Genomic DNA, 19,445 nt, shown 5'->3' on the forward strand with positions numbered 1-19,445 from the left:
GAAATGCAAGAAGGGCCAGAGGCAAAAACCTCTGGCCCTTCTTCTTTGTTCAAATACCCTCGGGGGTCCGGGGGCGGACAGCCCCCGGTTGCATCGATCAGGCCGAACGTTCGACCATCATGTGCTTGATCGAGGCAATCGCCTTGGCAGGGTTCAGACCCTTGGGGCAGGTGTTGGTGCAGTTCATGATCGTGTGGCACCGATACAGCTTGAACGGATCTTCCAATTCGTCCAGACGCTCGCCCGTGGCTTCGTCGCGGCTGTCGATGATCCAGCGGTAGGCATGCAGCAAGGCTGCGGGCCCCAGGTAACGGTCGCCGTTCCACCAGTAAGACGGGCAAGCCGTCGAACAGGATGCACACAGAATGCACTCGTAAAGCCCGTCCAGCTTCTTGCGGTCCTCAATCGACTGCTTCCACTCTTTGCCAGGGGTGGGCGACTTGGTCTGCAGATAGGGGTTCACCGAGGCGTGCTGGGCATAGAAATGCGTCAGGTCGGGGATCAGGTCCTTGACCACCGGCATGTGCGGCAGCGGATAGATGGCGACATCGCCCGCAACCTCGTCGATGCCATAGATGCAGGCCAGGTGGTTGCCCCCATCGATGACCATCGCGCAGGACCCGCAGATGCCTTCGCGGCAGGACCGGCGGAAGGACAGCGTCGGGTCGATCTCGTTCTTGATCTTGATCAGCGCGTCCAGCATCATCGGACCGCATTTGTCCAGATCGACGAAATAGGTGTCCAGACGCGGGTTTTCCCCGTTTTCCGGGTCCCACCGGTAGATCTTGAACTTCTTGACGTTGGTCGCGCCCTCGGGTTTGGGCCAGGTCTTGCCAACGCGGATCTGGCTGTTCTTGGGTAGCGTGAACTGGACCATTGGGTGCTCCTTTCAGAGAGTGCCTTCGGACGGCATGTCAGCCGTGAACAGGTGTTGCGAACGCGTCACCAGATCGACGATCCGGCCACGCGCATGGGGGTTGAGCGCCAGCCCGTTGAGCCGGCGAAGAAATTCGGTCGAGCCGTCGTTCAGTCGCTCCATCGCGCGCGACTGCAGCAGCGCCAGGCCGGCCACCCGGTCGGGCCCGATGCCCCCGATCGCCAGCAGCTGCTGGCCGGGGCGGTCGGGGTCGGTCTCGGCCTCCAGCGCCAGGCGGGTGACGCGATCCGGTCCCAGCTGCCGCGCAAGGCGGCGTTCCAGATCGCCCCAACCGGGCAGATCGCTGACCTCCTTCAGGAACGCCTCGCGCGTTTCGGCATAACCATCCGTCCGAACTGCCTGTGCCCAGACAGAATGTTTCCACGTCGACATCCGGCGCGTGTAAAAAACATAGTGCGGATCAAAGCCGCGCGACCGCGCGACCCCATCCACCTGTTGCAGCATCTGCGGCAGAGCCGGGTAAAGCTGCGTTTCGCCGCCATTGCCGGGCATGGCGCCGGCAAGGTTTTCATGGCTGATCAGGACGGCCTGCGGCCCGTCGGGGATGGTCTCCAAGACATCCTCGAAGGCAATCTTCAGTGCCCTGCGCAGATCGCCACTGTCGCCCAGGCTCGCCGCGATCGCGGCGCGACCGAGGGGACGCATCGGCGTGCCTTCCTCAGGGGTGCGGATCACCAGCAGGTCAGACAGCGCTTCGGCATTCAGCTTCAGAAACCGCTGCAATGATGTCGTACCGGTCTTCTGCACGCCAAGATGCAGCACCAGACGCCGCCCTGCCCCGTCCTGCGTCATCAGATGCGCCCCTGCCAACCAGGCTGTTCAGCCAAAGCGCGCTGCGGCATCTGGCCCGACCGGCGCATCACGCATCGGTCGAAAACCTGTCCCGGGTCGCGCCCTGCAAGGTAATCGCCGCTGATCTCCATGCCGATCCGGCCGAAACTCTGCGTTCCGCCCGAACCCGTGCCGATGCCCACGGTCACGTCCGTGCGTGGCGCGCGGGCCAGTTCGGCGTCACGCAGGCAGACCCTTTCGGCCTGATCCACAGGGATCGGGCCGCAAGCCGACAGCACCGCCAAAAGCGGAACCATGGCCAGGGGGGCTGCCCGCGTCATCATGCCATCAGGCCGTGCGCGCCGCGGCCGCGATGCACTGCGTGGTGGCCGGACGCGACACGATCGAGGCGACGCTATCGGCCGTTCCACCGGCACCGGCACGCGACATCTGGGCGATATCGATCATCTCGGCGGTGGTCGCATTGTTCACGACGCAATCGGTATAGGGCGCAACGTTGACGCCCGGCAGACGCTTCTGCATCTCGGAATTGACGACGCTGCGCGCGACCTGGCGCGACGCGGCATCCAGAACGGTGGGCGTTGCGGGCGTGGTGACGGGGGCCGAGGGAACGGCGGGACCCGCGACGGGGACCGGAGCCACACAACCGGCCAGCGTGACGGCGGAAAGGCCGAAGGCCGCGATAAGATTGAAACGCATCAGTAAACCCTTTTCTTCGGAGCGATCTTGTTCATGTCGATGCCGCCCTGTTCCGTGGTCGTCAGCGGATCAAGATGGACGGGACGATAGTCCAGTTTAACCTTGTTACCGTCGATGCGTGCAAGCGAATGCTTGCGCCAGGTGGCGTCATCCCGCTCGGGGTAGTCTTCGTGGGCATGCGCCCCGCGGCTTTCCTTGCGCGCCTCGGCCGCGACGATGGTCGCAAGCGCGTTGGGCATCAGGTTCGTCAGTTCCAGCGTTTCCATCAGGTCGGTGTTCCAGATCAGACCGCGATCCGTGACCTTAATGTCGTCCATCTTGGCGGCGATGGCCTCCATCTTCTCGACGCCCTCGGCCAGGGTCTTGTCGGTGCGGAAGACGGCAGCATCGGCCTGCATGGTGCGCTGCATCTGGTCGCGCAACTCCGCAGTCGTCACTGAACCGTCGGCATAGCGCAGCGCATCGAACCGGGCCAAGGCCTTGTCCACCTGCGACTGGTCGGTCGAGGGGATGGGGCTTTCGCGGTCGATCACGTCGCCCGCGCGGATGGCCGCGGCACGACCGAAGACCACCAGGTCGATCAGGCTGTTCGAGCCAAGGCGGTTCGCGCCATGGACCGATGCGCAGCCCGCCTCGCCCACGGCCATCAGGCCGGGGAAGGTCGCGTCGGGGTTTTCTTCCGTCGGCGCAAGCACTTCGCCCCAATAGTTCGTCGGAATGCCGCCCATGTTGTAATGCACGGTCGGGATCACCGGGATCGGCTGCTTGGTGACATCGACACCGGCAAAGATCTTGGCCGATTCACTGATGCCGGGCAGGCGTTCGGCCAGGCTTTCGGGCGGCAGATGCATCAGGTTCAGGAAAATGTGGTCCTGTTCGCTGCCGACGCCGCGCCCTTCGCGGATTTCCATGGTCATGCAGCGGCTGACGACATCGCGGCTGGCCAGATCCTTGTAGGTGGGGGCATAGCGTTCCATGAAACGCTCGCCTTCGGAGTTGGTCAGGTAACCGCCCTCGCCCCGCGCGCCTTCGGTGATCAGGCAGCCCGAACCATAGATGCCGGTCGGGTGGAACTGCACGAACTCCATGTCCTGCAGGGGCAGGCCCGCGCGGGCGACCATGCCGCCGCCGTCGCCGGTGCAGGTATGGGCGCTGGTCGCGCTGAAATAGGCGCGGCCATAGCCGCCCGTCGCCAGCACCACCATCTTGGCGTTGAAGACATGCATCGTGCCGTCGTCCAGCTTCCAGCAGACGACGCCGGTGCAGCGGCCATCGGTAATGATCAGGTCCAGCGCGAAATATTCGATGAAGAATTCCGCGTTATGCTTCAGCGACTGGCCATAGAGCGTGTGCAGGATGGCGTGGCCGGTGCGGTCGGCAGCGGCGCAGGTGCGCTGCACCGGGGGGCCTTCGCCGAATTCGGTGGTGTGGCCGCCGAAGGGGCGCTGATAGATGCGGCCGTCCTCGGTGCGGCTGAAGGGAACGCCGTAATGTTCCAGTTCATAGACGGCCTTGGGGGCCTCGCGCGCCAGGTATTCCATGGCGTCGGTATCGCCCAGCCAGTCCGACCCCTTGACGGTGTCGTACATGTGCCATTGCCAGTTGTCGGGGCCCATGTTGGACAGCGACGCGGCGATGCCGCCCTGTGCGGCGACGGTGTGCGAACGGGTCGGGAAGACCTTGGTCACGCAGGCCGTGCGCAGGCCCTGTTCGGCCATGCCAAGCGTCGCGCGCAGACCTGCGCCACCGGCGCCCACCACGACGACGTCATATTCATGCGTTTGGATTTCGTATGCAGCCATGTCGTCCTCAGATCGCGGGGGTGGTGAAGGCCATCTTTGCCAGCGCAAAGATCGCGGCGGCGATGACGCCCCACCCGAAGATGTTCGAAGCGATGATCGCCAGCTTGTTGGCCGAGCCATAGACATAGTCGTCGATCATGATCCGCGTGCCCTTGATGAAGTGGATCATGCCCACGACGATGAACAGCGCGGTGATGATGCCGGGGAACGGGCGCCCGAAATGGGCCGCGACCGCGTCCTGCGGCAGGCCGATGGCGCCGCCGACGGCGATCATGAACAGCGGCGTCAGGATGACCAGCGCATAGCTGCTGACGGTCATCTGCCAGTGATGTGCGGTTCCCGAACGGGCCGAACCCAGTCCCGTGGCCGCCTTGCGTGGGGTGATATAGCGCATGATGTCCCTCGCCTCAGCTGATGAAGAAGATGATCAGGCTAAGCAGCGTCAACGCGACCGAACCGATGATGATTGCCCAGGACGCCTTCTTGGCATCCTCGATCTCAAGGCCCAGGCCCTGGTCGTAGAACAGGTGGCGGATGCCCGACAGCGCGTGGAACCACAGCGCCCAGGCCGAGGCCGTCAGGATCAGGAAGCCCAGCCAGGACCGTACCAGCCAGTCGGCGGCGGCGAAAGCGCCGGGGCTGCTGACGGCGGCGACCAGCCACCAGACCAGCAGCAGGATGCCCGCGACCAGAGCGTGCCCGGTGATGCGGGTCAAGATGGATGTGATTGCCGGCAACGGCAGACGATAGACCTGAAGGTGGGGGGAAAGCGGCCGGTTACCCCGGTTCACGTCGGCCATGGTCGGCCCTCCTATGTCGGTTCTGGCATGTCCCGTCGCAGGTGCCCAAGACTGACAGGGCTGGCCACGCGGGCTGGCGATTGGCGTCCTTATTGATCGTGATACTGTCACCTGTCACGGACAGATGCCACCCCGCGCGATGAAATGCCGCGGATTTCCGTCTTTGTGATCACACTTGCAATCCGTGTGATCACAGGCGGCGGAACGGTCGCACCACGTTAGCGCAAAACCGTGGGGTGCCTAGTGGACTGAATCGCCATTGGCCGGCATCAGCGCCCAATAGTCCAGGTCCAGAAGCACCTCGGGGGCGTATTTCCCGTCGGTCCCGCGTAGCGCGAATTGCGCGCTGTCGCCCTTGGTCGCGACCAGCCGCAACCGGATCGCGCCGACGCCGGGCGCGTCGGTTTCGGCCTTGTCCAGCACCTCGGACCAGGCGCGGATGGTGTCGCCCGCGAAACAGGGATTGGCATGGGTGCCGCCGTTCAGCGCCACGATGATCTGCGCATTGGCCAAGCCGTTGAAGGACAGCGCGCGCGCCATGCTGATGACATGCCCGCCATAGATCAGGCGGCGGCCGTCCTCGCGGTGGGTGGCATCGAAATGGACCTTGGCGGTGTTCTGCCACAGACGGGTGGCCAGCATATGCTCGGCCTCTTCGACGGTGACGCCGTCGACATGATCGATCCGTTCGCCGATGGCGTAATCGCCCCAGCAATAGGGTTCGCCCGACAGGCTGAAATCATAATCGGTGAAATCCAGCGCCTCGGGGATGGCCAGATCCTCGGCGGCGACCGCCACGGGCAGGTCAGGAATGACGGTTTCAGGGGCGGGGCTGCCGGGGTTTCGCTTGCGCACCATGACCCAACGGACGAATTCGAGCACCGGTTCATCGACCTGGTTCAGGCCGCGCGTGCGCACCCAGACGACGCCCGACTGCCCGTTCGAGTTCTGCTTCAGCCCGATCACTTGGCTTTCCGCGCGCAGCGTGTCGCCCGGCCAGACCGGCTGCAGCCAGCGCCCGTCGGCATAGCCAAGGTTCGCCACCGCGTTCAGGCTGATGTCGGGGACCGTCTTGCCAAAGACCGTGTGGAAGGTCAGCAGATCGTCCAAGGGGCTGCCGTCCAGCCCCGCCGCGATCGCAAATTCATCCGACGAATGCAGCGCGTGCCGCATGGGATAAAGCGCGTGATAGAGCGCACGTTCCCCTTCGGCCAGCGTGCGGGGAACGGCGTGGCGGATGACCTGGCCGACGGTGTAATCCTCGAAGAAGCGGCCGGAATTCGTCTTGGTCATTGCTGCCCCAGCTTCATGTCGGGGTGGTATTCGGCCTCGACCTCCTTGGTGACGGCCTGCCCGCAGCGCATGACGCCGCGCGCCGCGTCAAAGGCCATCGAAGGGTCGCCCTGCAGCCGCCAGCCCTTGGACAGGGCCTCGGACACGCGATGGCAGAATTGCGAGGTGTCGTCCTCGGTGATGAAACGATAGAGGGTAGGCATCATGCACCTCCGAAGGGGTTGGGGCCGACAAGGCCGTGGATCGCGCCAAGAACCAGCAGCACGATGACCGCGCCGGCAAGGGCCATCATCTCTTTCTTGACTGGGAAGGGTCCGGTGGGCCGCACCCAGTCCGAGGCGCGGTTGATGACCTGCATCTCGACGAAGGCCCAGACCAGCAGCCCGCCGAACAGGATCAGCGACGGCGTGTCGCCATTGACCAGCAGATGCGCGACCGCCCACAGCGCAAAGCCCCACAGCATCGGGTGGCGGGTATAAGCCGTCACGCGGGTCTTCATGCCGCTGGCTGCGAACAGATAGATCGAGACCAGCATCAGCAGGTTGTTGATGCCCGTCATGGGCGCGGTCCGGCCCCAGAAGAAGGCGCCATCCGCCATGCGATAGCCGACGATCATCAAGATCACTGAAAGCACCAGCAGCCCGGTGACCATGCCCCGGCCCTGGCTGCCCATCGCGGCGCGCTGCGCGGGGGCCATGCGTTTATAGAGGTGGGCGCCCCACCACAGGGCGACACCAAGGATCAGGATCAGCATCTGGCTTCCTCTTGCTGGAATGCGTTTGGCCGCACCTTGCGCCTATTGTGCCATGGCCGCAATCGCATCTGCCCGATCCAGCGTCGCGCGGGCGGCGGCGACATGCAGGTTCTCGACGATGCGGCCATCGACGACGGCCACGCCCTTGCCTTGGGCGGTGGCCTGATCGAAAGCCTCGATCTGGCGCCGGGCAAGGTCGATTTCCGCATCGGTCGGGGCAAAGGCGTCGTTCGCGATGGCCAGCTGGGCGGGATGGATCAGGGTCTTGCCGTCGAAGCCCATGTCGCGGCCCTGTTCGCATTCGGCGCGCAGCCCCTCCTCGTCCTTGAAGGCGTTGAAGACCCCGTCGACGATGGTGACGCCATGCGCGCGGGCGGCCAGCAGGCACATCCCCAGCCCCGCCATCATCGGCAGGCGGTCGGCGCGAAACCGGGTGCCCAGATCCTTGGCCAGATCGTTGGTCCCCATCACCATGCCCTTCAGACGCGGATGGGCGGCGATGGCGGCGGCGTTCAGCATGCCCAGGGGCGTTTCCATCATCGCCCAGAGGGCCGTGTCCGGGATCAGCTCGGCCACCGCATCCAGATCGGCGGGGCTGTCCACCTTGGGGATCAGCACGGCATCGACCAGACCCGCCAGCGCGCCTGCACAGGCCAGCGCGTCATCCCTGCCCCATTCGGTCGCCAGCGCATTGATGCGCAAGATGCGCGCGCGCGGCCCGTAATCCTGTGCCAGCGCCTGCCCCAGCCCGTCGCGGGCCGCAGATTTCTGATCGGGGGCGACCGCATCCTCGAGGTCGAAGATGATGGCATCGGCGGGCAGGTCGCAGGCCTTGTCCATCGCGCGGGCATTGGCGGCAGGGATATAAAGAACGGAGCGATAGGGTCTGGCCATGAGATCCTCAGGGTAAGAATGTTGCGCAATGCTGCAATGCAGCGCCACAAATGGCAAGCGCAAATGCGCTGCATCGCGGCGTCACCCCGCCACTGCCTGCCAGACCAGCCGGACCGAGATCACCAGCAGCCCCCAGGTGATCAGCCGATAGAACAGCAGTGGCGGGATGATCCGCACCAGCCGCAGCCCGACCCAGACCGATGCCAGCGATACGGGCGTCAGGGCCGCCGCTGTCGCCAGATTGGCCGCCGACAGCTGGCCCAGGGCCGCATAGGGGATCAGCTTGACCCAGTTGCCGATGGCAAAGAACCAGGTCGTTGTCCCGGCATAGATCAGCGGCGTCAGGCGCAGGGGTTGAGCATAGACCTGCCACAACGGCGCGCCCGAATGGCTGACGAAACTGGTATAACCGGCAAGCCCGCCCCAGAGGCTGCCCGCCGTCAGGGTTGGGCGGCGCGCAGCATCGTCAAGCGGCGGGCGGATCAGCGCGTTCAGCGCAAAGCCAAGGCCGATCAGCCCCACGATCAGCGTCACCCCCCAGACCGGCACGATAGACGCCGTGGCCCATCCGACCCCGATCCCCGCCAGGGCCCCCGGCAGCGCGCGCAGCAGCACGCCGCGGTCGAAATCGCGCCGGAACGCCACCAGCCCGCCCAGATCCGAAATGACATAGACCGGCAGCAGCAGCCCCGCCGCCTGCACCGGTGACATGACCAGCGACATCAGCGGGACCGAGATGATTCCCACCATCGCCAGCCCACCCTTGGACAGGCCCACCGCGATCGCGGCCAGCACCGCCAACAGCCATCCCGTCACCGTCAGATCCAGCATCCGGCCCCTCCCCTTGCATGTCGTGCAAACCTTGCCTGCGCAGGGACGGAAGGCAAGTGTTAGCCCAATCAATGCCGCAGCGCAGCAGGTCACACTTGCGATTCATTGCGTGACGCCTTAACCACCACGCAACATTCCAACATGTATTCGGAGGTTACCCATGGCCCGACCCAAAATCGCACTGATCGGTGCGGGGCAGATCGGCGGCACGCTGGCCCATCTGGCCGCGATGAAGGAACTTGGTGATGTCATCATGTTCGACATCTCGGAAGGCACGCCGCAGGGCAAGGCCCTGGACATCGCCCAATCGGGTCCGTCCGAAGGTTTCGACGCCCGCATGAAGGGCACCAACGACTATGCCGACATCGCGGGCGCCGACGTCTGCATCGTCACCGCCGGCGTCCCCCGCAAGCCGGGCATGAGCCGCGACGACCTGTTGGGCATCAACCTCAAGGTCATGAAGGCCGTGGGCGAGGGCATCGCCAAGCACGCCCCCGACGCCTTCGTCATCTGTATCACCAACCCGCTGGACGCGATGGTCTGGGCCCTGCGCGAATTCAGCGGCCTGCCCCACAACAAGGTCTGCGGCATGGCCGGCGTGCTGGATTCGGCCCGCTTCCGCCACTTCCTGTCGCTGGAATTCGACGTGTCCATGAAGGACGTCACCGCATTCGTGCTGGGCGGCCATGGCGACACGATGGTTCCGCTGACCCGCTATTCCACGGTCGCGGGCATCCCGCTGCCGGATCTGGTCAAGATGGGCTGGACCACGCAGGACAAGCTGGACGCCATCGTTCAGCGCACCCGCGACGGCGGCGCCGAGATCGTCGGCATGCTGAAGACCGGCAGCGCCTTCTATGCGCCCGCCACCAGCGCCATCGAGATGGCCGAAGCCTATCTCAAGGACCAGAAGCGCGTCCTGCCCTGCGCGGCCCATGTCTCGGGCGCATACGGCCTGAACGGCATGTATGTCGGCGTCCCGACCGTGATTGGCGCCAAAGGCATCGAACGCGTCATCGAGATCGACATGGACAAGGACGAACAGGCCATGTTCACCAAGTCGGTCGATGCTGTCAAAGGCCTGGTCGAAGCCTGCAAGGGGATCGACGCCACGCTGGCGTGATCGGACTACCACTTGCAGCTGTCGGAGCGGCGCGCCATGCTTGGCGCGCCGTTCTGCATTCCGGCCCGACCGCATCCAAGGGGTTCCCCATGCGCCATCTGATCGCCGCCCTTGCCCTGACCGTCACCCCCGCCCTGTTGGCCGGCCCCACGCTGGCCGATGACACCGCCACCTCGGGGATGATCGCGGATCGCGGGCTGACGGCCACGGCGCAGGCGCTGGCGGACCAGCCCGCGTCGCCCGACCGGGACATGGCGCTGTCGGCGGTGACCTTCCTTGGCGCGGTCCAGTCGGCCTATCAGGCGCGCTGGCGCATCGGAGCGACGGAACCGCTGGTGCCGCTGCCACTGCTGGGGGCAACCTTGCCCGCCAATTCCGACCCGCAGCCCATGTCCTCCGACTTCGTCAACGTGATGATGACCGACCTGTCGCAGGCCATGCAGGACAGCCGCGACCACCTGCCCAAGGAGGAAGCCGCGCTGGTTCTGGATCTGGACGATCTGTGGCTGGATGTGGACGGGGATGGCCAGCGTTCACCTGCCGAGGATCTGGGCCAGCTTGCCGGCCTGCCCCTGCCCGAGGGTCCGCGCGTGATCCGCTTTGACCGCGCCGACGCGGAATGGCTGCGGGCCTATACCCATCTGATCCAGGCCGTCACCAAGCTGGTCCTGGCCTTCGACCCCGAACCCGCACTGGCTGACAGGCTGGCCCTGCAGCAAAAGCTGGACGAACAGTTCGCGCAGCCGCCGGGGCAGATGGCCCGCGCGCCCAGCATGCAAATGCAGGCACAGGCCTTCGGCCCGATCATCGACCGCATCGCCGTGGTCCTGCAGACCCTGCGACACCAGCCGACCCCGGCCCTGACCCGGGATGCCCGCAACCACCTGCGCCAGATGGTGGTGGCCAACCGCGAATTCTGGCGGCTGGTCGCGCTGGAGGGCGACAACGACCGCGAATGGATCCCGAATGACGGGCAGCAGGCCGCCCTGGGCTTTGATCTGCCGCAGGGCACCGGGCCGCAATGGATGGCGCTGCTGGACCAGATGGATCAGGCGCTGCAGGGCAAGATGCTGATCCCGTTCTGGCGCTTTGCACCCGGCCACGGCATCGACCTGTCCAAATGGCTGCAGGACCCGCAGCCGGTCGAGATCGCGGATTGGGTGCAGGGCACCGCCGCCCTGCCCTATGCCAGGCCCGGATTGACGGTGGGGGGCGACAGCTGGGACGGCTTTGTCCAGATGTTCGGCGGGCGCGCAGGTCTTTACATGTTGCTGCTGAACTGAATCAGGACGTCACCATCCCGAATCGACCTGCTTGCGCTATCGGGCGCAGGCTTTGTGATCACACGCGGAATTGCTGTGATCACATCAGGCAGGAACCCGCCTGTTTTCGGCATTTTATGGGAAAAGCGTTTTAGGGACGCCTTCGGATATGTCACAACACCGCCAAATCTGTCGAACCGAATGAGGGGGTCGAGATGAACATCCACGAATACCAGGCCAAGGCGCTGCTGCGTCAATACGGCGCGCCCGTCAGCGAAGGTCGCATCGTGACCAAGGCCGACGAAGCCAAATCCGCCGCAGGCGAGATGGACGGCCCGCTTTGGGTCGTGAAGGCGCAGATCCACGCAGGTGGCCGCGGCAAGGGTCACTTTGTCGAATCCGAAGCCGGTGAAAAGGGCGGCGTCCGCTTGGCCAAATCGGTCTCCGAGGCCGAGGAACTGACCCGCCAGATGCTGGGCCGCACGCTGGTCACGCACCAGACCGGACCCGCCGGCAAGCAGGTCAACCGCATCTATATCGAAGACGGTTCGGACATTGCCCGCGAACTGTACCTGGCCCTGCTGGTCGATCGCCAGACCAGCCGCGTGTCCTTCGTGGCCTCCACCGAGGGCGGCATGGACATCGAGGAAGTCGCCGCCAACACCCCCGAGAAGATCGTCAGCTTCAGCGTCGATCCCGCTTCGGGCCTGTCCGATTTCCACGGCCGCCGCGTGGCCTTTGCCCTGGGCCTTGAAGGCCAGCAGGTCAAGCAATGCGTGGCCCTGGTCAAGAACCTGTATCGCCTGTTCATCGACAAGGACATGGAGATGCTGGAGATCAACCCGCTGATCGTGACGCCCGAAGGCAACATCAAGTGCCTGGACGCCAAGATGGGCTTCGACAACAACGCGCTCTATCGCCAGTCCGACATCATGGCGCTGCGCGACGAGACCGAGGAAGACGCCAAGGAACTGGCAGCCTCGAAGTTCGACCTGAATTACATCGCGCTGGACGGCGAGATCGGCTGCATGGTGAACGGCGCAGGCCTGGCCATGGCCACCATGGACATCATCAAGCTGAAGGGCGCCGAGCCTGCCAACTTCCTTGATGTCGGCGGCGGCGCGACCAAGGAAAAGGTCACCGAGGCCTTCAAGATCATCACCAGCGACCAGAACGTCAAAGGCATCCTGGTCAACATCTTCGGCGGCATCATGCGCTGCGACATCATCGCGGAAGGCATCATCGCCGCCGTGAAGGAAGTCGGCCTGCAGGTTCCGCTGGTCGTCCGTCTGGAAGGCACGAACGTCGAACTGGGCAAAGAGATCATCGCGGGCAGCGGTCTGAACGTGATCGCGGCCGACGATCTGTCGGATGCGGCCGAAAAGATCGTGAAAGCGGTCAAGGGCTGAGCCTGATCCTCTTGGCCGCGCCCATGACGGCGCGGCTTGCCGGAAACATCGGTGCGCCAAGCCGCACCCCTACGCAAGGAGGCCATGATGGCCGTTCTCGTTGACAAGAATACCAAAGTCATCTGCCAGGGGATCACCGGATCCCAGGGCACCTTCCACACCGAACAGGCGATCGCCTATGGCACGCAGATGGTCGGCGGCGTGACGCCCGGCAAGGGTGGCCAGGATCACCTGGGCATGCCGGTCTTCAACTCGGTCCACGAGGCCGTGGCGAAGACGGGCGCCAATGCATCGGTGATCTATGTCCCGCCCCCGTTCGCGGCGGATTCGATCCTGGAAGCCATCGACGCGGAAATCCCGCTGATCGTCGCGATCACCGAAGGCATCCCGGTCCTGGACATGATGCGCGTCAAGCGCGCCCTGATGAACAGCAAGTCGCGCCTGATCGGCCCGAACTGCCCGGGCATCATGACGCCGGACGAATGCAAGATCGGCATCATGCCGGGCAGCATCTTCCGCCGTGGTTCGGTCGGCGTCGTGTCGCGTTCGGGCACCCTGACCTATGAGGCCGTCAAGCAGACGTCCGACGTGGGTCTGGGCCAGTCCAGCGCCGTCGGTATCGGCGGTGACCCGATCAAGGGCATGGAGCATATCGACGTGCTGCAGATGTTCCTGGACGATGATGAGACCGAATCCATCATCATGATCGGCGAAATCGGCGGTTCCGCCGAAGAAGAGGCCGCCGAATTCCTGGCCGAGCAGAAGCGCAAGGGCAAGTGGAAGCCGACCGCCGGCTTCATCGCGGGCCGTACCGCACCTCCGGGCCGTCGCATGGGCCATGCCGGCGCGATCGTGTCGGGCGGCAAGGGCGACGCGGAATCCAAGATCGAGGCCATGAAGAAGGCCGGGATCGTGGTTGCCGACAGCCCCGCAGGCCTCGGCGAAGCCGTTCTAAAGGCGATCAAGGCCTGATGATTTGACTGTCCGCCCCCCGGACATGAGTATGGGGGGCGGATGGCATGAAGGGGAAGGACCGTGACATTGACTGGACAGCGCGCCACCGAGCCGCAGCCGAACCCGGTGCAGATGGCATCGGGCCGCGGCGTTCCCATGTCGCTGATCGCGCTTCTGACCCTGGCGGCCTGCGGCGACCGCGTGACCCGGGACATCCTGCCCGGCGGCATTCCCGCCCGCACCAACCTGCACGAGGCAAGCGGCCTTCCGCCCGCCTCGGTCCGGACGGTGGCGCGCCGGGATTTCGGCTGGCGGGTAATCTATCAGCCCTCGGCCGCGCCTCCGAATGCCGAAAGCCAGGCCGCTGTGGCATTGTGCGGATTGGAACGACGGGCGCCGCTGCGCATTGTCCAGCAGCCCCGCATCGATCCATTCGCCGACCCCGGTGCCCGCATCTTCGATATCCATTGTGCCTGACATCCGTGCCCGACACCGCCTTTTCCCTCTCCTTGCCCTGAACGGGGACCAGCCATGACCGACCAGCCGAAAAACACCGATTTCCATGATTCCTCGTTTCTGCAGGGCCATAACGCGGCCTATGTGGAACATCTTTATGGCCAGTGGGCCCAGGATCCGGCTGCGGTCGATCAGGCGTGGGACGAATTCTTCCGCGGCCTGGGTGACGCCGAGGCCGATGCCGTGCGCGAAGCCGAAGGCGCCAGCTGGAAGCGCGCCGACTGGCCGCCCCTGCCCCAGGATGACACCACCGCCGCGCTGACCGGCGAATGGCCCGGCGCGTCGAAAAGCGACGCCGATGCCGCCATCAAGAAGATCGCCGCCAAGGCCGAGGAAAAGGGCGTCAAGCTGACGACCGACCAGATGCGGCAGGCGGTGCTGGACAGCATCCGCGCGCTGATGCTGATCCGCGCCTTCCGCATCCGGGGCCACCTGCATGCCAAACTGGACCCGCTTGGCCTGCGCGACGTGCCCGATCACGGTGAACTGAAGCCCTCGACCTATGGCTTTGGTCCCGACGACATGGATCGCCCGATCTTCATCGACAACGTGCTGGGCCTGGAGGTCGCGTCGATCCGCCAGATCGCGGACCTGATGACGCGCACCTATTGCGGTACCTTTGCGCTGCAATACATGCACATCTCGAACCCCGAGGAAGCCGCCTGGCTGAAGGAGCGGATCGAAGGTTACGGCAAGGAGATCGCCTTTACCCGCGAAGGCCGCCGCGCCATCCTGAACAAGCTGGTCGAGGCCGAGGGCTTCGAGAAGTTCCTGCATGTGAAATACATGGGCACCAAGCGCTTCGGCCTCGACGGCGGTGAAGCCCTGATCCCGGCGATGGAGCAGATCATCAAGCGCGGCGGTGCCCTAGGCGTCAAGGACATCGTCGTCGGCATGCCGCACCGTGGCCGCCTGTCGGTGCTGGCGAACGTGCTGTCCAAGCCCTATCGCGCCATCTTCCACGAATTCCAGGGCGGAAGCTTCAAGCCCGAGGATGTGGACGGTTCGGGCGACGTGAAATATCACCTGGGCGCCAGCTCGGATCGTGAATTCGACGGCAACACCGTCCACCTGTCCCTGACCGCGAACCCCAGCCACCTCGAGGCCGTGAACCCGGTCGTGCTGGGCAAGGCACGCGCCAAGACCGACCAGATGGGCGACCGCAAGGCGCGCACCTCGGTCCTGCCGATTCTGCTGCATGGCGATGCGGCCTTTGCCGGTCAGGGCGTCGTGGCCGAATGCCTGCAGCTGTCGGGCATCCGTGGTCACCGCACCGGCGGCACCATGCATATCGTCGTCAACAACCAGATCGGCTTTACGACGGCGCCGCATTTCAGCCGCACCTCGCCCTATCCGACCGACATCGCGCTGATGGTCGAGGCGCCGATCTTCCACGTGAACGGCGACGACCCCGAGGCCGTGGTCCACGCCGCCAAGGTCGCCACCGAATTCCGCCAGAAGTTCCGCAAGGACGTGGTTCTGGACATCTTCTGCTATCGCCGCTTCGGTCACAACGAAGGCGACGAACCGATGTTCACCAACCCCGCGATGTATCACAGCATCAAGGGTCACAAGACCACGCTGCAGCTTTACACCGAACGCCTTGTCGCCGACGGCCTGATCCCCGAGGGCGAGATCGAGGACATGAAGAGCGCGTTCCAGGCGCATCTGAACGAAGAGTTTGAGATCGGCAAGAACTACAAGCCGAACAAGGCCGACTGGCTGGATGGAAAGTGGACAGGCCTGTCGCGCGAAGGTGCGGAATATGTCGCCGGTGAAACCGGCATCGCCCCCGAGGTGATGACCCGCGTCGGCGCCGCGCTGACCAAGGTTCCCGAAGGCATGAACCTGCACAAGACTGTTGGCCGCCTTCTGGAGGCCAAGAAGCAGATGCTGGAAACCGGCGAAGGCTTCGACTGGTCCACCGCCGAGGCCCTGGCCTTCGGATCGCTGGTGACCGAAGGCCACGGCGTCCGTCTGGCCGGTCAGGACAGCACCCGCGGCACGTTCAGCCACCGTCATTCGGCCTTCATCGACCAGAAGACCGAACAGCGTTACTATCCGCTGAACAACATCACCGAAGATCAGGCCCGCTATGAGGTCATCGACAGCATGCTGTCGGAATATGCGGTGCTGGGCTTTGAATATGGCTATTCGCTGGCCGAACCGAACAGCCTGGTGATGTGGGAAGCGCAGTTCGGCGATTTCGCCAACGGTGCGCAGATCATGTTCGACCAGTTCATTTCGTCGGGCGAGAAGAAGTGGCTGCGCATGTCCGGTCTGGTCATGCTGCTGCCGCACGGCTTCGAAGGCCAGGGTCCGGAACACAGCTCGGCCCGTCTGGAACGCTTCCTGCAGGGCTGCGCCGAGGACAACTGGATCGTCGCGAACTGCACGACACCGGCGAACTATTTCCACATCCTGCGTCGCCAGATCCATCGCGGCTTCCGCAAGCCGCTGGTGCTGATGACGCCGAAATCGCTGCTGCGCCACCCGCTGGCCGTCAGCAAGGCCGAGGATTTCCAGACCGGATCGACCTTCCACCGCGTTCTGTGGGACGATGCGCAGCGCGGCACATCGGCCACGGAACTGGCGCCCGACGACAAGATCAAGCGCGTCGTCGTCTGTTCGGGCAAGGTCTATTACGATCTGCTGAAGGCCCGCGACGAAGCTGGGATCAACGACGTCTACCTGCTGCGCCTGGAACAGTTCTATCCCTTCCCCGCGCAGGCGATGATCAAGGAACTGGGCCGCTTCAAGCAGGCCGAGGTCGTCTGGTGCCAGGAAGAGCCCAAGAACCAGGGCGGTTGGACCTTCGTTGAGCCTTACCTGGAATGGGTGCTGGAACGCCTTGGCGCGAAACATTCGCGCGCCCGCTATGCCGGTCGTAACGCCGCCGCCTCGGTCGCCACGGGCCTTGCCTCGCGCCACAAAGCTGAACAAGAGGCGCTGGTCGCCGACGCACTGAACCTTGAAGGATGATCCGATGACAACCGAAGTCCGCGTACCCGCCTTGGGCGAATCCGTCACCGAGGCCACCATCGCCACCTGGTTCAAGAAGCCCGGCGACCGGGTCGAGATCGACGAGATGCTGTGCGAGCTGGAGACCGACAAGGTCACCGTCGAGGTGCCCAGCCCCGCCGCCGGGGTCCTGGCCGAGATCGTGGCAGCCGAGGGCGAGACCGTCGCCCCCGACGCGCTGCTGGCACAGATCGACGAGGCTGGCACCGCAGCGGCCCCTGCCAAAGCCAAGGCCGAAGAGGCCAAACCCGCTGAAAAATCCGAAGGACAAGACAAGATGACCGGCAAATCCGTGGACGTGATGGTTCCGTCCCTGGGCGAGAGCGTGACCGAAGCCACCGTCGCCACTTGGTTCAAGAAGCCCGGCGACAGTGTCGAGATGGATGAGATGCTGTGCGAGCTGGAGACCGACAAGGTCTCGGTCGAGGTTCCGTCCCCCGCAGCGGGCGTCCTGGCCGAGATCCTGGCCGAGGAAGGCGCAACGGTCGATGCCAAGGCCAAGCTGGCCGTGATCACCGAAGGCGGCGAAGGCAAGGCCACCACGCCCGCCAGCGCCGCGCAGGAAACCGTCCTGGAGAACGCCGGCCCCGAGGAAACCCGGCCGCGTTCGGATGTCGAGGACGCGCCTTCGGCCAAGAAGGCCATGGCCGAAAAGGGCGTCAGTCGTGATCAGGTCCAGGGATCGGGCCGCGACGGACGCGTGATGAAGGAAGATGTGGCCAAGGCATCCTCGGCCCCCGCGCCGGCCGCCAAGGCACCCGCCGCCCCCCGTTCGGCCGATGATGCCGACCGCGAGGAGCGGGTCAAGATGACCCGCCTGCGCCAGACCATCGCCCGTCGTCTGAAGGACGCGCAGAACACCGCCGCGATGCTGACCACCTATAACGAAGCCGACATGTCCGGCATCATGCAGCTTCGCAACGAATACAAGGACGCCTTCGAGAAGAAGCACAAGGTCAAGCTGGGCTTCATGTCCTTCTTCGTGAAGGCCTGCTGCCACGCCCTGAAGGAAGTTCCCGAGGTCAACGCCGAAATCGACGGCACTGACATCGTCTACAAGAACTTCGTCCATATGGGCGTCGCGGTCGGCACGCCGACCGGCCTGGTCGTCCCCGTCGTCCGCGACGCCGACCAGAAAAGCTTTGCCGAGATCGAAAAGGAAATCGGCGCGCTTGGCCTGAAGGGTCGTGACGGCAAGCTGTCCATGGCGGAGATGCAGGGCGGCACCTTCACCATCTCGAACGGTGGCGTTTATGGTTCGCTGATGTCCTCGCCGATCCTGAACCCCCCGCAGTCGGGCATCCTGGGCATGCACAAGATCCAGGAACGCCCGATGGTCGTCGGCGGTGAAATCGTCATCCGCCCGATGATGTACCTGGCGCTGTCCTATGACCACCGCGTCGTGGACGGCAAGGGCGCCGTGACCTTCCTGGTCCGCGTCAAGGAAGCCCTGGAAGATCCGCGCCGTCTGCTGATGGATTTGTAATCCGATCTTGCGGGGGCCGTGGCGACATGGCCCCCGCCTTCCATCTTGCCGGACAGAACGGCCATCGGCGGACCCCTGCCCCATGCATCAGCGTTTCCTCGATCCGCCCGTACCCATTTCCGCGCATCGCGGCGGGATGCGCATCATCATACCGGAGCATGGATCATGCAGCTGATCATTCGCTATACCCACCAGAACACCGCCAGCTTCCGCACCGCCTTCGACGCCGATGCCGAGGATCGCGGCCGCAACGGCCTGTCGCTGCTGCAGCTGTGGCGCGAAGATGACGGGCATTCCTGGGCGCTGTTCCAGGTCGGCGACGTCAAGGCCGCCCGCGACTACCTGGGGGGTGCCGCAAAGGTCTTTGAAAGCCAGGCCGGCATCACCGCGACCGACGCCCATTTCCTGGAGACCGCGTGATTATGCCCGCCGAAGTCACCGTGCTGGCCCTTGCCGGGTTGTTGCAGACTGCCCAGTTCGCCGCCTTTTCGATCATGGCCCAACGCCAGATCGGTCCCAAGGCCGCCATGAGCCCGCGCGACAACATGCCGACCCAATTGAAGGGCATGGCCGGGCGCATGCAGCGCGCCTTCAACAACCACTTCGAGGGTCTGATCATGTTCACCCTTGCGGTGGTGGTCGTGACCCTGGGCGGCGCTGCGTCATGGTTCACCGCGCTTTGCGCCTGGATCTATCTGCTGGCCCGCATCGCCTATGTCCCCGCCTATCTGCTGGGCTGGGTGCCGGGCCGTTCGATCATCTGGATGATCGGCTTTGCGGCGACGGTCCTGATGATCGTCGCGGGGCTTGTCTCGTCATCCGTCTAGAAATATTGCGCAGGTGACCGGTGGATCGAAGCCCCCGGTCCTGCG

The 19,445-nt window shown here is 64.7% G+C and carries 21 protein-coding genes; 9 read left to right on the forward strand and 12 right to left on the reverse strand.

Translation table 11 applies throughout. The features are described from left to right. Positions 1-97 precede the first annotated feature (97 nt). From DKT70_RS01020 to DKT70_RS01075, 12 genes are all read right to left on the reverse strand, one after another. Positions 98-877 carry a succinate dehydrogenase iron-sulfur subunit gene (locus tag DKT70_RS01020; RefSeq protein ID WP_111557413.1) on the reverse strand — a complete coding sequence of 260 codons (780 nt, stop codon included), beginning with the start codon at positions 875-877 and terminating at the stop codon, positions 98-100. Between the two features lie 12 nt (positions 878-889). Then, positions 890-1,729: a hypothetical protein gene (locus DKT70_RS01025; RefSeq protein WP_111557414.1), complete on the reverse strand. Its 840-nt coding sequence runs from the start codon at positions 1,727-1,729 to the stop codon at positions 890-892. Then, positions 1,729-2,025 carry a hypothetical protein gene (locus tag DKT70_RS01030; protein WP_233490361.1) on the reverse strand — a complete coding sequence of 99 codons (297 nt, stop codon included), beginning with the start codon at positions 2,023-2,025 and terminating at the stop codon, positions 1,729-1,731. Before DKT70_RS01030 ends, DKT70_RS01025 begins: the two co-directional genes overlap by 1 nt. A gap of 31 nt (positions 2,026-2,056) precedes the next feature. Beyond that, positions 2,057-2,428, reverse strand: coding sequence for a hypothetical protein (locus DKT70_RS01035; RefSeq protein WP_072297672.1), 372 nt, complete (start codon positions 2,426-2,428; stop codon positions 2,057-2,059). Next, positions 2,428-4,230, reverse strand: coding sequence for a succinate dehydrogenase flavoprotein subunit (gene sdhA / locus DKT70_RS01040; RefSeq protein WP_111557416.1), 1,803 nt, complete (start codon positions 4,228-4,230; stop codon positions 2,428-2,430). The genes DKT70_RS01035 and sdhA overlap by 1 nt, the downstream gene beginning before the upstream one ends. 7 nt (positions 4,231-4,237) lie before the next feature. Then, on the reverse strand, positions 4,238-4,624 hold the full coding sequence (locus tag DKT70_RS01045) for a succinate dehydrogenase, hydrophobic membrane anchor protein (RefSeq protein WP_111557417.1): 387 nt from the start codon (positions 4,622-4,624) through the stop codon (positions 4,238-4,240). Between the two features lie 13 nt (positions 4,625-4,637). After that, entirely contained in the window at positions 4,638-5,030 is a 393-nt protein-coding gene (sdhC, locus tag DKT70_RS01050; RefSeq protein ID WP_111557418.1) for a succinate dehydrogenase, cytochrome b556 subunit, read from the reverse strand. 240 nt (positions 5,031-5,270) lie between these two features. Next, a complete protein-coding gene (locus tag DKT70_RS01055) occupies positions 5,271-6,323 on the reverse strand; it encodes a MaoC family dehydratase (protein WP_111557419.1) in 1,053 nt (350 codons plus the stop codon). Further along, positions 6,320-6,526, reverse strand: coding sequence for a DUF1737 domain-containing protein (locus DKT70_RS01060; protein ID WP_111557420.1), 207 nt, complete (start codon positions 6,524-6,526; stop codon positions 6,320-6,322). The genes DKT70_RS01055 and DKT70_RS01060 overlap by 4 nt, the downstream gene beginning before the upstream one ends. Beyond that, positions 6,526-7,077: an NnrU family protein gene (locus DKT70_RS01065; protein WP_111557421.1), complete on the reverse strand. Its 552-nt coding sequence runs from the start codon at positions 7,075-7,077 to the stop codon at positions 6,526-6,528. Before DKT70_RS01065 ends, DKT70_RS01060 begins: the two co-directional genes overlap by 1 nt. Positions 7,078-7,119: 42 nt before the next feature. Next, positions 7,120-7,971: an HpcH/HpaI aldolase/citrate lyase family protein gene (locus DKT70_RS01070; RefSeq protein ID WP_111557422.1), complete on the reverse strand. Its 852-nt coding sequence runs from the start codon at positions 7,969-7,971 to the stop codon at positions 7,120-7,122. An 81-nt stretch (positions 7,972-8,052) separates the two neighbouring features. Then, a complete protein-coding gene (locus DKT70_RS01075) occupies positions 8,053-8,802 on the reverse strand; it encodes a sulfite exporter TauE/SafE family protein (protein ID WP_199559503.1) in 750 nt (249 codons plus the stop codon). Positions 8,803-8,962: 160 nt separating this feature from the next. On the opposite strand from DKT70_RS01075, the gene mdh reads away from it, so the two are divergent. The 9 genes from mdh (at position 8,963) to DKT70_RS01120 (ending at position 19,400) form a co-directional block, all read left to right on the forward strand. Next, positions 8,963-9,925, forward strand: coding sequence for a malate dehydrogenase (mdh, locus tag DKT70_RS01080; RefSeq protein ID WP_111557423.1), 963 nt, complete (start codon positions 8,963-8,965; stop codon positions 9,923-9,925). 89 nt (positions 9,926-10,014) lie between these two features. Continuing rightward, a complete protein-coding gene (locus tag DKT70_RS01085; RefSeq protein WP_111557424.1) occupies positions 10,015-11,208 on the forward strand; it encodes a hypothetical protein in 1,194 nt (397 codons plus the stop codon). Positions 11,209-11,402: 194 nt separating this feature from the next. After that, positions 11,403-12,596, forward strand: coding sequence for an ADP-forming succinate--CoA ligase subunit beta (gene sucC, locus DKT70_RS01090; RefSeq protein WP_111557425.1), 1,194 nt, complete (start codon positions 11,403-11,405; stop codon positions 12,594-12,596). Between the two features lie 87 nt (positions 12,597-12,683). Beyond that, positions 12,684-13,568, forward strand: coding sequence for a succinate--CoA ligase subunit alpha (gene sucD, locus DKT70_RS01095; protein ID WP_108501361.1), 885 nt, complete (start codon positions 12,684-12,686; stop codon positions 13,566-13,568). 63 nt (positions 13,569-13,631) lie between these two features. Continuing rightward, complete coding sequence (locus DKT70_RS01100; RefSeq protein ID WP_146612579.1) at positions 13,632-14,027, forward strand: hypothetical protein; 396 nt, start codon at positions 13,632-13,634, stop codon at positions 14,025-14,027. A gap of 54 nt (positions 14,028-14,081) precedes the next feature. Then, a complete protein-coding gene (locus DKT70_RS01105; protein WP_111557427.1) occupies positions 14,082-17,048 on the forward strand; it encodes a 2-oxoglutarate dehydrogenase E1 component in 2,967 nt (988 codons plus the stop codon). Between the two features lie 4 nt (positions 17,049-17,052). Next, positions 17,053-18,573 (forward strand): 2-oxoglutarate dehydrogenase complex dihydrolipoyllysine-residue succinyltransferase, encoded by a 1,521-nt coding sequence (gene odhB, locus DKT70_RS01110; protein WP_111557428.1) that lies wholly within the window; start codon positions 17,053-17,055, stop codon positions 18,571-18,573. Positions 18,574-18,738: 165 nt separating this feature from the next. After that, on the forward strand, positions 18,739-18,993 hold the full coding sequence (locus DKT70_RS01115) for a hypothetical protein (RefSeq protein ID WP_111557429.1): 255 nt from the start codon (positions 18,739-18,741) through the stop codon (positions 18,991-18,993). A 2-nt stretch (positions 18,994-18,995) separates the two neighbouring features. Further along, positions 18,996-19,400, forward strand: a complete 405-nt coding sequence (locus DKT70_RS01120; RefSeq protein ID WP_111557430.1) for an MAPEG family protein — start codon at positions 18,996-18,998, stop codon at positions 19,398-19,400. Positions 19,401-19,445: the final 45 nt, after the last annotated feature.

This window comes from Paracoccus sediminilitoris (genome assembly GCF_003259195.1).
Classification (GTDB): Bacteria; Pseudomonadota; Alphaproteobacteria; order Rhodobacterales; family Rhodobacteraceae; genus Paracoccus; species Paracoccus sediminilitoris.

Coding starts and splice junctions, on each gene's coding strand:
- DKT70_RS01020 (WP_111557413.1), bottom strand. CDS start 877: ATGGTCCAGTTCACGCTACCCAAGAACAGCCAGATCCGCGTTGGCAAG.
- DKT70_RS01025 (WP_111557414.1), bottom strand. CDS start 1,729: ATGACGCAGGACGGGGCAGGGCGGCGTCTGGTGCTGCATCTTGGCGTG.
- DKT70_RS01030 (WP_233490361.1), bottom strand. CDS start 2,025: ATGGTTCCGCTTTTGGCGGTGCTGTCGGCTTGCGGCCCGATCCCTGTG.
- DKT70_RS01035 (WP_072297672.1), bottom strand. CDS start 2,428: ATGCGTTTCAATCTTATCGCGGCCTTCGGCCTTTCCGCCGTCACGCTG.
- sdhA (WP_111557416.1), bottom strand. CDS start 4,230: ATGGCTGCATACGAAATCCAAACGCATGAATATGACGTCGTCGTGGTG.
- DKT70_RS01045 (WP_111557417.1), bottom strand. CDS start 4,624: ATGCGCTATATCACCCCACGCAAGGCGGCCACGGGACTGGGTTCGGCC.
- sdhC (WP_111557418.1), bottom strand. CDS start 5,030: ATGGCCGACGTGAACCGGGGTAACCGGCCGCTTTCCCCCCACCTTCAG.
- DKT70_RS01055 (WP_111557419.1), bottom strand. CDS start 6,323: ATGACCAAGACGAATTCCGGCCGCTTCTTCGAGGATTACACCGTCGGC.
- DKT70_RS01060 (WP_111557420.1), bottom strand. CDS start 6,526: ATGCCTACCCTCTATCGTTTCATCACCGAGGACGACACCTCGCAATTC.
- DKT70_RS01065 (WP_111557421.1), bottom strand. CDS start 7,077: ATGCTGATCCTGATCCTTGGTGTCGCCCTGTGGTGGGGCGCCCACCTC.
- DKT70_RS01070 (WP_111557422.1), bottom strand. CDS start 7,971: ATGGCCAGACCCTATCGCTCCGTTCTTTATATCCCTGCCGCCAATGCC.
- DKT70_RS01075 (WP_199559503.1), bottom strand. CDS start 8,802: ATGCTGGATCTGACGGTGACGGGATGGCTGTTGGCGGTGCTGGCCGCG.
- mdh (WP_111557423.1), top strand. CDS start 8,963: ATGGCCCGACCCAAAATCGCACTGATCGGTGCGGGGCAGATCGGCGGC.
- DKT70_RS01085 (WP_111557424.1), top strand. CDS start 10,015: ATGCGCCATCTGATCGCCGCCCTTGCCCTGACCGTCACCCCCGCCCTG.
- sucC (WP_111557425.1), top strand. CDS start 11,403: ATGAACATCCACGAATACCAGGCCAAGGCGCTGCTGCGTCAATACGGC.
- sucD (WP_108501361.1), top strand. CDS start 12,684: ATGGCCGTTCTCGTTGACAAGAATACCAAAGTCATCTGCCAGGGGATC.
- DKT70_RS01105 (WP_111557427.1), top strand. CDS start 14,082: ATGACCGACCAGCCGAAAAACACCGATTTCCATGATTCCTCGTTTCTG.
- odhB (WP_111557428.1), top strand. CDS start 17,053: ATGACAACCGAAGTCCGCGTACCCGCCTTGGGCGAATCCGTCACCGAG.
- DKT70_RS01115 (WP_111557429.1), top strand. CDS start 18,739: ATGCAGCTGATCATTCGCTATACCCACCAGAACACCGCCAGCTTCCGC.
- DKT70_RS01120 (WP_111557430.1), top strand. CDS start 18,996: ATGCCCGCCGAAGTCACCGTGCTGGCCCTTGCCGGGTTGTTGCAGACT.